At 67.7% G+C, this 13,093-nt stretch carries 16 protein-coding genes; 11 read left to right on the top strand and 5 right to left on the bottom strand.

The features are described from left to right. Together ilvN and ilvC are read left to right on the top strand one after the other, a co-directional pair. Complete coding sequence (ilvN, locus tag E3T19_RS15010; RefSeq protein ID WP_088456661.1) at nucleotides 1-510, top strand: acetolactate synthase small subunit; 510 nt, start codon at nucleotides 1-3, stop codon at nucleotides 508-510. A gap of 90 nt (nucleotides 511-600) precedes the next feature. Beyond that, nucleotides 601-1,629, top strand: coding sequence for a ketol-acid reductoisomerase (gene ilvC / locus E3T19_RS15015; protein ID WP_088456660.1), 1,029 nt, complete (start codon nucleotides 601-603; stop codon nucleotides 1,627-1,629). 223 nt (nucleotides 1,630-1,852) lie between these two features. On the opposite strand, the gene E3T19_RS15020 is transcribed toward ilvC, so the two are convergent. Continuing rightward, nucleotides 1,853-2,797: an alpha/beta fold hydrolase gene (locus tag E3T19_RS15020; RefSeq protein ID WP_134409222.1), complete on the bottom strand. Its 945-nt coding sequence runs from the start codon at nucleotides 2,795-2,797 to the stop codon at nucleotides 1,853-1,855. 55 nt (nucleotides 2,798-2,852) lie between these two features. On the opposite strand from E3T19_RS15020, the gene E3T19_RS15025 reads away from it, so the two are divergent. Continuing rightward, complete coding sequence (locus tag E3T19_RS15025; RefSeq protein WP_241980289.1) at nucleotides 2,853-3,527, top strand: DUF998 domain-containing protein; 675 nt, start codon at nucleotides 2,853-2,855, stop codon at nucleotides 3,525-3,527. 16 nt (nucleotides 3,528-3,543) lie between these two features. Here E3T19_RS15025 and E3T19_RS15030 read toward each other — a convergent pair whose 3' ends face one another. Beyond that, the gene (locus tag E3T19_RS15030) at nucleotides 3,544-4,377 is read right to left on the bottom strand and encodes a bifunctional 2-polyprenyl-6-hydroxyphenol methylase/3-demethylubiquinol 3-O-methyltransferase UbiG (RefSeq protein ID WP_088456658.1); all 834 of its coding nucleotides are present in this window, start codon (nucleotides 4,375-4,377) and stop codon (nucleotides 3,544-3,546) included. 108 nt (nucleotides 4,378-4,485) lie between these two features. On the opposite strand from E3T19_RS15030, the gene E3T19_RS15035 reads away from it, so the two are divergent. From E3T19_RS15035 to E3T19_RS15045, 3 genes are read left to right on the top strand one after another with little or no spacing between them, the layout of a single operon-like run. Next, nucleotides 4,486-5,541 carry a zinc-dependent alcohol dehydrogenase family protein gene (locus tag E3T19_RS15035; RefSeq protein WP_134409224.1) on the top strand — a complete coding sequence of 352 codons (1,056 nt, stop codon included), beginning with the start codon at nucleotides 4,486-4,488 and terminating at the stop codon, nucleotides 5,539-5,541. A gap of 17 nt (nucleotides 5,542-5,558) precedes the next feature. Continuing rightward, nucleotides 5,559-6,026 (top strand): DNA polymerase III subunit gamma/tau, encoded by a 468-nt coding sequence (locus tag E3T19_RS15040; protein WP_134409225.1) that lies wholly within the window; start codon nucleotides 5,559-5,561, stop codon nucleotides 6,024-6,026. After that, complete coding sequence (locus tag E3T19_RS15045; RefSeq protein ID WP_134409226.1) at nucleotides 6,026-6,379, top strand: bacitracin resistance protein; 354 nt, start codon at nucleotides 6,026-6,028, stop codon at nucleotides 6,377-6,379. Before E3T19_RS15040 ends, E3T19_RS15045 begins: the two co-directional genes overlap by 1 nt. Nucleotides 6,380-6,395: 16 nt before the next feature. Here the strand turns inward: E3T19_RS15045 and E3T19_RS15050 are convergent, their stop codons facing one another. Next, nucleotides 6,396-6,797, bottom strand: coding sequence for a DoxX family membrane protein (locus E3T19_RS15050; protein WP_088456654.1), 402 nt, complete (start codon nucleotides 6,795-6,797; stop codon nucleotides 6,396-6,398). Between the two features lie 97 nt (nucleotides 6,798-6,894). On the opposite strand from E3T19_RS15050, the gene serA reads away from it, so the two are divergent. Continuing rightward, nucleotides 6,895-8,487, top strand: coding sequence for a phosphoglycerate dehydrogenase (gene serA, locus E3T19_RS15055; protein ID WP_088456653.1), 1,593 nt, complete (start codon nucleotides 6,895-6,897; stop codon nucleotides 8,485-8,487). A 90-nt stretch (nucleotides 8,488-8,577) separates the two neighbouring features. Here the strand turns inward: serA and E3T19_RS15060 are convergent, their stop codons facing one another. Then, nucleotides 8,578-8,829, bottom strand: coding sequence for a DUF6458 family protein (locus tag E3T19_RS15060; RefSeq protein WP_088456652.1), 252 nt, complete (start codon nucleotides 8,827-8,829; stop codon nucleotides 8,578-8,580). 172 nt (nucleotides 8,830-9,001) lie between these two features. On the opposite strand from E3T19_RS15060, the gene E3T19_RS15065 reads away from it, so the two are divergent. From E3T19_RS15065 to E3T19_RS15080, 4 genes are all read left to right on the top strand, one after another. Continuing rightward, nucleotides 9,002-10,072 carry a 3-isopropylmalate dehydrogenase gene (locus tag E3T19_RS15065; RefSeq protein ID WP_088456651.1) on the top strand — a complete coding sequence of 357 codons (1,071 nt, stop codon included), beginning with the start codon at nucleotides 9,002-9,004 and terminating at the stop codon, nucleotides 10,070-10,072. Between the two features lie 31 nt (nucleotides 10,073-10,103). Then, entirely contained in the window at nucleotides 10,104-11,225 is a 1,122-nt protein-coding gene (locus E3T19_RS15070) for a branched-chain amino acid aminotransferase (protein ID WP_134409227.1), read from the top strand. Continuing rightward, nucleotides 11,222-12,004 (top strand): fumarylacetoacetate hydrolase family protein, encoded by a 783-nt coding sequence (locus tag E3T19_RS15075; RefSeq protein WP_134409228.1) that lies wholly within the window; start codon nucleotides 11,222-11,224, stop codon nucleotides 12,002-12,004. The genes E3T19_RS15070 and E3T19_RS15075 overlap by 4 nt, the downstream gene beginning before the upstream one ends. Before the next feature lie 73 nt (nucleotides 12,005-12,077). Then, nucleotides 12,078-12,332, top strand: a complete 255-nt coding sequence (locus E3T19_RS15080; protein WP_134409229.1) for a hypothetical protein — start codon at nucleotides 12,078-12,080, stop codon at nucleotides 12,330-12,332. Between the two features lie 69 nt (nucleotides 12,333-12,401). Here E3T19_RS15080 and E3T19_RS15085 read toward each other — a convergent pair whose 3' ends face one another. Next, nucleotides 12,402-12,980, bottom strand: coding sequence for a TetR/AcrR family transcriptional regulator (locus E3T19_RS15085; protein ID WP_134409230.1), 579 nt, complete (start codon nucleotides 12,978-12,980; stop codon nucleotides 12,402-12,404). Nucleotides 12,981-13,093: the final 113 nt, after the last annotated feature.

Below are 13,093 nucleotides of genomic sequence, written 5' to 3' on the forward strand. Positions count from 1 at the left end.
ATGAGTACCCACGTTCTCAGCCTCCTCGTCGAGGACAAGCCCGGACTGCTGACCCGCGTCGCGGGCCTGTTCGCCCGGCGCGGCTTCAACATCGAGAGCCTTGCCGTCGGCCACAGCGAAATCCCCGGCCTGTCGCGCATCACGATCCTCGTCGACGTCGAGGACGCCCCGCTGGAACAGGTGACCAAGCAGCTCAACAAGCTGATCAACGTCATCAAGATCGTCGAGCTCGACCCGAGCCAATCGGTCCAGCGCGAGCACCTGCTCGTCAAGGTGCGGGCGGACAACACCACCCGCTCCCAGGTCCTCGAAGCGGTCACCCTGTTCCGTGCCCGGGTCGTCGACGTGTCCACGGATGCCGTCGTGATCGAGGTGACCGGCGACTCCGGCAAGACCCAGGCGTTCCTGCGGGTGCTCGAGCCATACGGCATCAAGGAAATCGCCCAGTCGGGCCTCCTCGCCATCGGTCGGGGATCCAAATCGATCACCGAACGCGTCTTCAAAAACTAAGGTCTCGACAAGCTCGACCAGCGCACCTTCTCGACAAGAACGCCAAACAAAATTTTCCCGACAAATACACAAACCAAGGAGAACACCACATTGTCTGAAATCTTCTACGACAAAGACGCCGACCTGTCCCTGATCCAGGGCAAGAAGGTCGCCGTGATCGGCTATGGCTCGCAGGGCCACGCCCACGCGCAGAACCTGCGCGACTCCGGCGTCGAGGTCGTCATCGGACTCAAGGAGGGCTCGAAGTCGCGTGCCAAGGCCGAAGAGGTCGGCTTCACCGTCCTCAGTGCCGCCGAGGCATCCGCCTGGGCCGACGTCATCGTGGTCCTCGCACCCGACCAGGTGCAGCGTCACCTGTACAAGGACGACATCCTCCCCAACCTCGCCGACGGCAAGGCCCTGGTCTTCGGCCACGGCTTCAACATCCGTTTCGGCTACATCGAGGCGCCCGCGGGCGTCGACGTGGTCATGGTCGCCCCCAAGGGCCCGGGCCACACCGTGCGCCGCGAATTCGAGGCCGGCCGTGGCGTTCCCGTCATCGTCGCCGTCGAGAAGGACGCGTCCGGCAACGCCTGGCCGCTGACCCTCAGCTACGCCAAGGCGATCGGTGGCCTGCGTGCCGCCGGCATCAAGACCACCTTCACCGAAGAGACCGAGACCGACCTGTTCGGTGAGCAGGCCGTTCTCTGCGGTGGCGCGTCGCAGCTGATCCAGTACGGCTTCGAGGTTCTCACCGAGGCCGGCTACCAGCCGCAGGTTGCCTACTTCGAGGTGCTGCACGAGCTCAAGCTCATCGTCGACCTGATGTGGGAGGGCGGCATCGCCAAGCAGCGTTGGAGCGTCTCCGACACCGCCGAGTACGGCGACTACGTCTCCGGCCCGCGCGTCATCGACCCGAGCGTCAAGGAGAACATGAAGGCCGTTCTCGCCGACATCCAGAACGGCGCATTCGCCGAGCGCTTCATCAACGACCAGGATGCCGGAGCTCCCGAGTTCCTGGCCCTGCGCAAGAAGGGCGAAGAGCACCCGATCGAGGCCACCGGCCGCGAGCTGCGGAAGCTCTTCGCCTGGAACGCCTCGAACGACGACGACTACGTCGACGGCGAAGCTGCCCGCTAACTCCGTACCTGTTTCACCCGAAGGGGCCAGTCGAATCGACTGGCCCCTTCGGCGTGTGCCGGCGCCGCTCACAAGGTGAATGCGCCGTCAGTTGCCAGTTGAAGCCCCTTCGGACGCCATGATGGGGCGCCAACTGGCAACTCACGGAGACGGCCTCGCGTCGAGTTGCGGCATCCTTCCCCCTCAGAGCCACCGAAGGGGGTGTTTGCGGCGACTCGGCGAGCTAGTCGACCTCTTCCTCGGGCAGGCACCGTGCGCGGATGTAGCGTGCGATCGGGTCCGGGGTGAGATAAGCGAGGTGGGCGGCTCCATTGATCGCGTCCGGCAGGTGCGGATCTGCGCCGGTGCGTTGGCGGGCGCGGGTGAGCGTCTCGGCGATCTCCCGGAACACCGGGGCGGAGTCGGTGCCGAACGCGAAACGGATGTCGCTGCCGGTTGCGCGCAGGAGGGCGGGGTCGACGGTCTCCCCGGTGCGCGGCAGGTCGTCCCGAATGAAGTTCTCGGCCAGGGCCGCCCCGCGCTCGGTGTACCACTCGAGCCCGGGCGGGGCGTCGAGCGGACCCCGGCCTGCGGAGTCGTCGGGGCTGTTCAGCCGGGCGGCCGGGTCCCGCCCCGCCATACGCGCCACCACGGCGAGGGCGCCGGCCCAGTCGTCGGTGCGCTCCCGCAGGTGCTTTCGCACGGCGTCGGTGGTGCGGGCCAGCAGCGCGGCGCCCGAATCCGTGCTGCGGAAGAAGCCCGGTTCGTACACGAGGACCTGTCGCACCAGGTCCGGATGCCGCACGGCGAGCCGAATCGCCACGATCCCACCGGCGCTGGCGCCGAAGATCGCGGCGGGAACGACCCCGAGGTCCTGGAGCAGCGCGGCGGCATCGTCGGCGTGGGTATACGAATCGCATGGCCAGCCCGGCCTCGTGCTCCGTCGGGTGCCGCGGGGATCCCAGGTCACAACGGTGAACCCGGCGACGCCGGTGAGCCCGGCCAGCCGCTCGGCGATCGGCCGGAACATCTCGGCGTCGTCGCTGGCGGCGCCGATGATCAGCAGCGGCGGGCCGGCGCCGCGCACCTCGGCGTACAGGCGGCATCCGTTCACGTGGTGCCGGCCCACGGTCGGGGCCGGAGCACCAGGGATGGCGAAGGGGACGCCGGGGGACTCGTCTCGAGCCATGGCGGAAGTCTACGAGCGTCCCCGGCAGACCGATAGGCTTCCGCAGGTGAACGCTATGAATGCCGGAGGCGAGAGCTCGGTCACGGCCCGGTTCACCGGCCGGCCCGGGACCCGACTGCTGGCGACCGTCGCCCTCGTTGGCGCTGTGCTCTACGTTCTGGTAGACGTGGTGTTGCAGCTGCTACCGCCGCACTACAGCGTGATCTCGGAGGCCGAGAGCAACCTCGCGGTGGGGCCGTACGGCTGGATCATGAACCTGAACTTCCTGGCCAGGGGAGTGGTGACGCTCTGCGCCGTCGCCGCGCTCTCCTCGTTCGGCCCGCGGTCGCCGCTGCGGCAGGCCGGCCTGGTCCTGATGCTGTTCGCCGGGGTGTGCTCCGCCGCGCTGGCATTCCTGCCCACCGACATCCCACCCGCCGATGCGCCGGGGCTCGCCCCGACCACCGCGCCGGGCGCCGCGCACTTGATCGTCGCGGCCGCGGGCTTCGTCGCCGCGCTGGTGGCGTTCGCCCTTCTGACGAGGTGGCTCCGCGGCAGTGAGCTGCCCCGCGCCTACCCGGCCGCCGCGTGGCTCACCGGGGTCGCCGCCGTCGGCCTGGTGTCGCTGGGCGTCACCGCCGCGATCGCCCCCGGCCTGCTGGGCCTGGCCGAGCGGGTCTGCCTGGCCGGGGTGCTGGGTTGGGTCATCGCGGTGAGCATCGCAGTGGTCAGGGCCGTGCGGCACCGCTGAGTCGCCGCGGTGCCCGTCAGCCGAGCGGCTTCACGGCCTGGATCGTGTAGCTGAGCGGTGCGACCCCGGCTCGCTCACCGAGCGCGAACTCGCCGTCGGGTCGCTCGATCATCTGGCCGGGCAGGGCCTCCCACGGCACACTGTCGTGTTCGACGAGCATCGTCAGGGTGAGGCCGGCGTTCAAGAGTGCCGTGACGATCTCGCCGATCCCGTGGTTCCACTCGTAGGTCTTCGTGTTGGTGATCGGCCGATCCGTCACGACGTAGCTGGAATCGTCGTCCCACTCCAACGGTTCCTGCTGCTCGAAGTAGGGGAATCGCAGGTGCAGGTCATCAGCGAGTCGCTCGTCCATGGTCCACAGGATCGGGTGACCCTCACGAATGAACAGGCGCCCGCCCGGTGCCAGCAGCCCGGCGACGACGGCCGCCCATCGGTCGATGCTCGGCAGCCAGCACAGGGCACCGATGCCCGTGTAGACCAGGTCGAAGCCGGCCTGCGGAAGAACGGCGAGGGCCGCGTACACATCGGACTCAACGAACTCGACGGCGTCCCCGGTTTCGGCGACCAGGGCGCGGGCCTCGGCAAGAGCCACCGACGAGAAGTCAAGCCCGGTGACCCGGGCGCCCAACCGGGCCAGCGAGAGCGTGTCGGTTCCGATGTGGCATTGCAGGTGCACCGTCGTCAGCCCGGCGATATCGCCCAGCCGCTCGCGGTCGAAGCGGACGACATCCGACAGAAGCGCGGGATCGTCGACGTACCGCTGCACTCCGTAACCGAACCCGGTGCGCACCGCGTGGGCCGCGGCCCGATCGTCCCAGTTCGCGCGGTTGGTATCGAGATGGTGTTGCATGATCAACCTGTTTTCGCCCGGGGTCGAACGAGCCCACCAGACTACCCCGCGAGTACTATGGCGCGCATCAGCGGGGGCAGCGCACAACTGACTCGAAGGAGCGTCATCGTGAAAGCACTCGTTTATGGCGGCCCTGGCGTGAAATCCTGGACCGACATGCCGGACCCGCAGATCGTGCGGTCGACCGACGCGATCGTGCGCATCGACACCACCACCATCTGTGGCACCGACCTGCACATCCTCAAGGGCGACGTGCCCGCCGTGACGCCCGGGCGCATCCTGGGTCACGAAGGTGTCGGCACCGTCGTCGCGGTGGGGGAGTCGGTGGAATCCATCATCGTGGGCGAGCGGGTGCTGATCTCCTGCATCAAGTGCTGCGGGCACTGCGCGAACTGCAAGACCGGCCTCTACTCACACTGTCTCGGCGACGAGGGCCGCTCGGGCATCGGCTGGGTTTTCGGCCATCTCATCGATGGCACCCAGGCCGAACTGGTGCGGGTGCCCTACGCCGACAACACGCTTTACCCGCTGCCAGACTCCGTCACCGACGCCGAGGCCGTGATGCTCTCGGACATCCTGCCCACCGGGTTCGAGATCGGCGTGCAGTACGGCCAGGTGGCACCCGGCGACGTCGTCGCCGTGATCGGCGCCGGTCCGGTCGGCCTGGCCGCCATCGCCACCGCGGGACTCTACGGCGCCGGGTCGATCGTGGCCGTCGACATCGACGAGAACCGGCTCGAACAGGCCAAGACCTTCGGGGCCACCCACACCGTGCGCTCCGGACGACCGGAGTGGCGAGAAGAGGTGCTCGCCGCCACCGACGGCGCCGGCGTCGACGTGGCCATCGAGGCCGTCGGCATCCCGGAGACCTTCACCATGGCCACCGAGATCGTGCGGCCCGGCGGACACCTGGCCAATGTGGGTGTGCACGGCAAGCCCGTGTCGCTGCACGTTGAAAACCTGTGGATCCAGAACATCAGCATCAGCATGGGCCTGGTGAACACCAACACCACGCCGATGCTGCTGAAGCTGGTGGCCCAGCACAAGATCCCCGCAGACCGGTTGGCCACCCACACCTTCGACTTCGGCCACGTGGAAGACGCTTACGACACGTTCTCCCGCGCCGCCGAAACCCACGCGCTCAAGGTGCTGATCAGCCACTGAACTAATAGGCTGAGCGCATGACTTCTTCCCGGGATGACGACGCGCTCGGCTGGGCCGGCGACGACGATCCCACCCTCGTGTCCGGCAGCACCAACCCATCCGAGCCCGCGGATGGGCCTGCTGCCGATCTCCCCGAGGGCTGGGCCGTCACCGGATCACCGGGTGGCTACGTCGATGCTCCCGCGGGCAAGGCGGCTCTGTCGTCGCCGGCCCTCGTTGGTCTGGGCATCCTCGCGGGCGTCTACCTGCTCTACACGATCGGCTGGTTCATCGGAGTGGGGCGCATCGAGAATCCGCTGACCGACCCGCTGTCGCAGTTCATGTTCTCACTGGGCACCTGGCTGGCCGTGGCCGCACCGCTCGTGTGGTTCGCCGCCTCGTACTGGCTCACCCGCGGCATGCCGCGTCTGCGCTGGACCTGGCTCATCCTGGGAGTCGTGCTGCTGGCCCCACTGCCCTTCATCGCCGGAACCGGGGGACTCTGATGAGCACTGCAACCACCGCACCCCAGCGCACCCGTCGCACGCCGGCGTGGCTCTCCGCGACCATCGCCATCCTGTTCGGGCTGTTCTACGCGTACAGCGCGTGGTCGGGCCTGGGCAACCTGCTGGGCCTCAACAGTGCCGCCCAGTCGCTCGACACCACCCTGAGCGGCTTCGGCTGGGGCCTGCTGTTGGCGGGTGTGCTCGTCCCGATCGTGGTGTTTGGGATCGCGTTCTGGCTCGGCCGCCGCCGGGAAGCCGGTCCGCAGGCGCTTCTGCTGCTGGCCGGGCTGGCCCTGGTCTCGGCGATCTCCCTCGACATCTTCGTGTTCGGCCTCGGCAGCCTGATCGTCTAGGGCCTGAGAGGCTGGCTCAGCCGGCCAGACCCGCCACGAGCACCAGACCGATCAGCGCCAGCTGGCCGAGCAGCCGCGGAACCAACGGAATCGCGACAGCGCCGAACCGGTCCTTGTGCCGCGCCGCGTAAGCGTTGGCGGGAAAGACGGCCACGAGGAACACGGCCAAAGCGACACCGGACGTAACACGGGTGGATTCGAGAAGCAGCCCGATGCCGCCGGCAATCTCGCACAGACCGGTGAAAATCACGAGGTTCCGCGGGGCCAATAGGCCCCGCACGCGCAGTCGTGGCGGGATCATGGCCGACATCGTGCGCTGAACCGCGGGCACGAAATGACTGATCCCGGCGACGACGAACACCACCGCAAGGACGATTCTCAGCACGGTTAGGACGTAGGTCACTGACTCGGGGCTCATGGCTCCATTGTGGTGCCAGTAAGGTGTTGTGGTATCTGGCGCCCCACCGTCGAGGCGCGAGCTTCCCTCGCCCGACGCTTTCTAAGGATCTGTTTTCGTGTCGAAGCCCGTCGTATTAATCGCCGAAGAACTCTCGCCTGCCACTGTCGATGCCCTCGGGCCCGACTTCGACGTTGTCAACGTCGACGGCACTGACCGTGCCGCACTGCTCTCCGCCCTGGCTTCCGCCAACGCCATCCTGGTCCGCTCCGCGACCAAGGTCGACGCCGAGGCCCTCGCCGCCGCACCGAACCTGAAGGTCATCGCCCGTGCCGGTGTCGGCCTCGACAACGTCGACATCAAGGCCGCGACCGCGGCCGGTGTCATGGTCGTCAACGCCCCTACCTCCAACATCATCTCCGCCGCCGAACTCACCGTCGGCCACATCCTCAGCCTGGCCCGCCACATCCCGCCGGCCCACGGCGCCCTCGCGCAGGGTCAGTGGAAGCGCTCCAAGTACACCGGCATCGAGCTGTACGAAAAGACCGTCGGCATCATCGGCCTCGGCCGCATCGGCGCCCTGGTGGCCGCCCGCCTGCAGGCCTTCGGCGTGAACATCATCGCGTTCGACCCGTACATCACCTCGGCCCGCGCGCAGCAGCTGGGCGTGCACCCGGTGAGCCTGGACGAACTGCTCGCGCAGTCCGACTTCGTCACCATCCACATGCCGAAGACCCCCGAGACCACGGGCATGATCAGCGCCCCGCAGCTCAAGCTGATGAAGCCCACCGCGTACGTCGTCAACGTCGCCCGCGGCGGACTCATCGACGAAGCCGACCTGTACACCGCCCTCGTCGACGGGACCATCGCCGGTGCCGGCCTCGACGTCTTCGTCAACGAGCCGCCGACCGGATCACCGCTGCTCGGCCTCGACAACCTGATCAGCACCCCGCACCTGGGCGCGTCCACCGACGAAGCGCAGGAAAAGGCCGGCGTCTCGGTCGCCAAGTCGGTGCGGCTCGCGCTGTCGGGCGAACTCGTGCCCGACGCCGTCAACGTCGCCGGTGGCATCATCGACCCGACGGTCCGCCCCGGCATCCCGCTGGTCGAGAAGCTCGGCCAGGTGTTCTCCGGACTCGCCGCGCACAGCCCGCTCACCAGCGTCGACATCGAGGTGCGTGGTGAGATCGTCGAGTTCGACGTCTCGGTGCTCAAGCTCGCCGCGCTCAAGGGCATCTTCACCAACGTGGTCAGCGAAACCGTCTCCTACGTGAACGCGCCCCTGCTCGCCGAGCAACGCGGTGTCGCGGTGCGCCTGATCACCGAGGCCGAATCGCCCGAGTACCGCAACCTGATCACCCTCCGCGGCGCCCTCGCCGACGGTTCGCAGGTCTCGGTGTCCGGCACCCTGGTGGGCCCCAAGCAGATCGAGAAGATCGTCGAAGTGAACGGCTACGACGTGGAGGTGCCGTTCGCCGAGCACCTCATCGTCATGCTGTACACCGACCGTCCCGGCATCGTCGCGGTCTACGGCCGTGAGTTCGGCGACGCCGAGATCAACATCGCCGGCATGCAGATCGCGCGGCACGAGGCCGGCGGCCCCGCGCTGAGCGTGCTGACCGTCGACTCGCCGGTGCCGGCCAGTCTGCTCGCCTCCGTGCGTGAAGCCATCACTGCCGACGTGATGGTCGCCATCGACATCACCGAATAGGACACCGCTGCCTCACAGGCCGCACACACAAGAAAGCCCCGGATGCGAATCCGGGGCTTTCTTGTGGATGGAGCGTTGGTGAAGCGAGGGTTACACGTCGTCGATCGAGCGCTCCCGCTGCACGACGCGCTCTCCGCTGACCGGGTCGACGGCGCTGCGAGTGGTGCTGATGCTGCTGCGGCGGCGGGTGAGCAACACCAGGCCGAGCACGAAGATGAGCGCGCCAGCACCCATCAAGATGTAACCGACGAGGTCGATGTCGATCATGTCGACCTGGATGTTCAGGGCCCACACCAGGATGGCGCCGACGACGAACAGGAAGATTCCCAATCCGATACTCATGGTGAACTGCTTTCTTCGGGGATGGCACACGCACGCCGACGACGCACATGGTCAGGGTCCTCAAGCATAGACAGCCAAATGGGCACAGTAGGGTTGATTTGCAGGGTATCTCCAAGCCAATATCGCGCCAATATCGCCAGCCCACCGGCTGCCTCACCGTAATCGGAGCCGCATGTCCCGCTCAGTCAAGCTCGCAGTCATCGCCGGAGACGGCATCGGCCCGGAGGTCGTCGCCGAAGCGCTGAAGGTGCTCGACGCCGTGACCCACGCCGACCCCGTCGAGTTCGAGCTCACCCACTTCTCACTCGGTGCCACCCGGTTCCTCGCGACCGGCGACGTGCTCACCGACGATGACCTGGCCGCGATCAGCGCCCACGACGCCATCCTGCTCGGCGCCGTCGGTGGGCTGCCCGGCGACCCGCGGCTGAAGAACGCCAACATCGAGCGCGGGCTGCTGCTCAAACTGCGTTTCTCCCTCGACCACTACGTGAACCTGCGCCCCAGCGTCCTCTTCCCCGGTGTGCCCAGCCCGCTCGGCGACCCCGGCGACGTCGACTTCGTCGTCGTGCGCGAAGGCACCGAGGGTCCCTACGTCGGCAACGGCGGCGCCATCCGTCAGGGCACACCGAACGAGGTCGCCAACGAGGTCTCGGTCAACACGGCGTTCGGCGTGGAACGGGTCGTGCGCTACGCCTTCGAAGCGGCCCAGAACCGCCCGCGAAAGAAGCTCACCCTGGTGCACAAGACCAACGTTCTCGTCTTCGCGGGCAGCCTCTGGCAGCGCATCGTCACCGAGGTTGCCGCCGAATACCCTGACGTGACCGTGGATTACCTGCACGTGGACGCGGCAACGATTTTCCTGGTCACGAATCCGAGTAGATTTGACGTCATCGTCACGGACAACCTCTTCGGCGATATTCTCACTGACCTGGCAGCGGCAATCAGCGGCGGCATCGGCCTGGCGGCATCCGGAAATATCAATCCGGAAGGTCGCTTCCCCAGCATGTTCGAACCCGTGCACGGTTCGGCACCCGACATCGCGGGCCGGCAGTTGGCCGATCCCACGGCGGCGATCCTCTCTGTCGCGCTCCTCCTGAACCACCTCGGTCTGGCGGATGCGTCGGCCAGGGTGAGCGCGGCCGTCACGGCCGACATCATCGCCCGCAGCGTCGCAGCGGAGCCACGATCCACCAGCGCCGTCGGCGATGCCATCGTGTCCCGCCTGACCGGCACTCCCGCCTAACCGCACTCCCGTCTAAACACAAGGGACTCCCATGAGCCAGCAGACCACATCTTTCCCGCTCCAGTTCGAGCGCACGCCGTCACAGACCGCCCGCAGCATCGCTGAGCGCGAAACGATCCTCGCCGACCCCGGCTTCGGCAAGCACTTCACCGACCACATGGTCACGATCGACTGGACCATCGAGAAGGGCTGGCACGACGCCAGGGTGACGCCATACGGGCCGTTGCTGCTCGACCCCGCCTCCTCGGTGCTGCACTACGGCCAGGAGATCTTCGAGGGCATGAAGGCGTACCGCCATGCCGATGGCTCCATCTGGACGTTCCGGCCGGAGAAGAACGCCGAACGCCTGCAGAGCTCCGCCCGCCGGCTGGCGCTGCCCGAACTCGCAGTGGCCGATTTCCTCGAATCCGTCAAGCAGATGATCGCCGTCGACGGCTCCTGGGTGCCCGACGCCCCGGAGACCAGCCTGTACCTGCGCCCGTTCATGATCGCCAACGAGAGCTTCCTCGGCGTGCGAGCCGCGCACAAGGTGGGCTACTACGTGATTGCCAGCCCCGCCGGCGCCTACTTCACCGACGGCGTCGCCCCGGTGAAGATCTGGTTGTCCACCGAGTACTCCCGCGCCGGTCGCGGCGGCACCGGAGCAGCCAAGTGCGGTGGCAACTACGCGGCCTCCCTGCTGCCCCAGCAGGAGGCGTACGACAACGGCTGCGCCCAGGTGCTCTTCCTCGACGGGGAGACCGGCACCCACATCGACGAACTCGGCGGCATGAACGTGTTCTTCGTGCACGGCACCGACACCCTCGTCACCCCCCGCCTCACCGGCACCATCCTCGAGGGCGTCACCCGCGACAGCATCATCCAACTCGCCCGTGACCGCGGAATGACCGTGATCGAGCGCGACGTGACGGTGGACGAGTGGCGCGACGGCGTGGCATCCGGTGAGATCACCGAGGTGTTCGCGTGCGGCACCGCCGCCGTGGTCACCCCGATCGCCCAGCTCAAGGCCGTCGGTTTCACCATCGGCCACGCCGACGCTGCCGCGGGGGAGATCACCCTGGCGCTCCGTCAGGAGCTCACCGACATCCAGTACGGCCGTCTGCCCGACCGGCACGGCTGGTTGATGCGTCTGGACGCGGAGGTGACGGCGTGAAGATCGCCAGGTTCAGCCACGCCGGAACCATCGCGTTCGGCATCATCGACGACGACGAACTGGTCGTCCTGACCGGCGACCCGATGTTCGCCGGCTACAACCCCACCGGCGCGCGCCTGCCGCTGGTGGATGTGGCGCTGCTCGCGCCGGTGATTCCGCGCTCCAAGGTCGTCGGCCTGGCCGGCGCCTATTTCGCGGATGCCGCGGAGAAGGCCGCGGCGCTTGCCGCGCCGGGGGAGCCCGCCGAGCCACGCTTCTTCCTCAAGCCCAACACCACCGTCGTAGGCCCCAACGACCCGATCGTGCTGCCCGCGGCCTCCGACGATGTGCGCGTCGAGGGTGAGCTGGCCATCGTGATCGGCCGGGTCGCCAAGAATCTCAGCGTCGCCGACGCTCCCGGGGCCATCTTCGGCTACACAATCGCCAACGACGTCACCGCCGTCGACCTGGCCGAGGGCAGTGGCCATGGGGCCAGGGCCAAGAGCTTCGACTCGTTCTGCCCGCTCGGACCGGTTATCGACACCGAGTTCGACCCCACGGACGGCCGCGTGCTCGGCCGGGTCAACGACGTGGAGTTCCAGAGCGGAGAGGTGTCGCTGCTGGCCTTCTCGATGGCAGAAATCGTCTCGTTTTTCTCGCACTCGTTCACCCTGTTGCCCGGCGATGTGATCCTCACCGGCTCGTCCAGCGCCGCACGGCGAGTGTCGCACGGCGATACCGCGAGCATCGAGATCCCGGGCCTCGGCGTGCTCACCAACCCGGTTCGCCGCCCGGCCTGACCGACCGGACCGACGGGGGACCGATGAACGCTGCCGAGCTGTACACGGCCGACCTGGAACGCGCGAGGTCACCATGGCCCGGCGGGCAGGGATGCTCGCCGGCACCGTGGCGTCGCTGGCGGTCAGCCTGCTCGGCATGGGAGACACCCCGATCGGACCGGCGGTCGCCGACCTCGTCATCCGGGTCAGGGCCGATGGGCGCGAGGTCTACCGCTCCGGGCAGAACGACTCGCAGCTGGCCGACTCCATGCTGGAGACGGTGCGCCGCGAGCTGAACGAATTCACGCCAGAGGTCTTCGCGGCGGAGTGGGGAATCGCCCGCTCCTAGGCAGCGACTGTTGCCCAAGCGGACAATTGTGCCCGGCGCACCGGGACCAATTGTCCGGACGGGGAACAGTTAGAGCGGGAACCAGGCGCGGACCTGGTCGGCGGCCGTGGAGAGAAGCGCGGCCGACTCGGCGGCATTGACCCTCGCGAGCAGCATCGCGCTCATCGAGAGCGACGCGAGGGTTCGCACCCGCTCGTCGGTGTTTGCGGCTGGTCCGCCGGCGAGGGCGTTGCGAAGTGCGGCGGCCAACTCGGTTCGGTATGCCTCGACCACTTCCCGGGCGGGTTCGTCGTGCGTGGCCAGACCCGTGGCGCAGTTGACCAGGAGGCAGCCCCGTCGGGGGGAGTCCAGAGGCAGCGTCGCCACGGCCTCCCGCAGTTCGTCGAAGTAGGCCAGCAGCTCCTGGCGGCCGGCGCCATCCGCTTGCAGGCCGCGCAGGCGCGGCCGGATGACGGTGTCGCGGTAATCGGCGACGGCGGCGTCGAAGAGCCCGCGTTTGCTGCCGAACGCGTGGTACAGGCTCGACCGGTTTACACCCGTCGCCGTCTCGAGGTCGGCCAGGGATGCGCCGTCGTAGCCGCGGTCCCAGAAGACGTCGCGGGCGGATTGCACGACCGTGGTGCTGTCGAACGTCTGGAGCCGTCCCATGAGCTGTCTGCCTTCCGTCCGCGGACGTCTGGTCCGTGGGTGTTGCGAGCGGTGTTGCTGTGAATGTTCTGTACCGCTCGTTTCACTATAAACGATAGCCCAGCTATAGTAAA

Origin of the sequence: Cryobacterium sp. TMT4-31, assembly GCF_004403385.1 — a bacterium.
GTDB classification, from domain to species: domain Bacteria; phylum Actinomycetota; class Actinomycetes; order Actinomycetales; family Microbacteriaceae; genus Cryobacterium; species Cryobacterium zongtaii.

Excerpts from the sequence above, each read along its gene's own strand:
- E3T19_RS15085 (WP_134409230.1), bottom strand. The coding sequence starts at position 12,980 with ATGGGACGGCTCCAGACGTTCGACAGCACCACGGTCGTGCAATCCGCC.
- E3T19_RS15050 (WP_088456654.1), bottom strand. The coding sequence starts at position 6,797 with ATGAGCCCCGAGTCAGTGACCTACGTCCTAACCGTGCTGAGAATCGTC.
- E3T19_RS15060 (WP_088456652.1), bottom strand. The coding sequence starts at position 8,829 with ATGAGTATCGGATTGGGAATCTTCCTGTTCGTCGTCGGCGCCATCCTG.
- E3T19_RS15020 (WP_134409222.1), bottom strand. The coding sequence starts at position 2,797 with ATGGCTCGAGACGAGTCCCCCGGCGTCCCCTTCGCCATCCCTGGTGCT.
- E3T19_RS15030 (WP_088456658.1), bottom strand. The coding sequence starts at position 4,377 with ATGCAACACCATCTCGATACCAACCGCGCGAACTGGGACGATCGGGCC.
- ilvN (WP_088456661.1), top strand. The coding sequence starts at position 1 with ATGAGTACCCACGTTCTCAGCCTCCTCGTCGAGGACAAGCCCGGACTG.
- E3T19_RS15070 (WP_134409227.1), top strand. The coding sequence starts at position 10,104 with ATGAGCCAGCAGACCACATCTTTCCCGCTCCAGTTCGAGCGCACGCCG.
- E3T19_RS15045 (WP_134409226.1), top strand. The coding sequence starts at position 6,026 with ATGAGCACTGCAACCACCGCACCCCAGCGCACCCGTCGCACGCCGGCG.
- E3T19_RS15080 (WP_134409229.1), top strand. The coding sequence starts at position 12,078 with ATGGCCCGGCGGGCAGGGATGCTCGCCGGCACCGTGGCGTCGCTGGCG.
- E3T19_RS15025 (WP_241980289.1), top strand. The coding sequence starts at position 2,853 with ATGAATGCCGGAGGCGAGAGCTCGGTCACGGCCCGGTTCACCGGCCGG.
- E3T19_RS15040 (WP_134409225.1), top strand. The coding sequence starts at position 5,559 with ATGACTTCTTCCCGGGATGACGACGCGCTCGGCTGGGCCGGCGACGAC.
- E3T19_RS15065 (WP_088456651.1), top strand. The coding sequence starts at position 9,002 with ATGTCCCGCTCAGTCAAGCTCGCAGTCATCGCCGGAGACGGCATCGGC.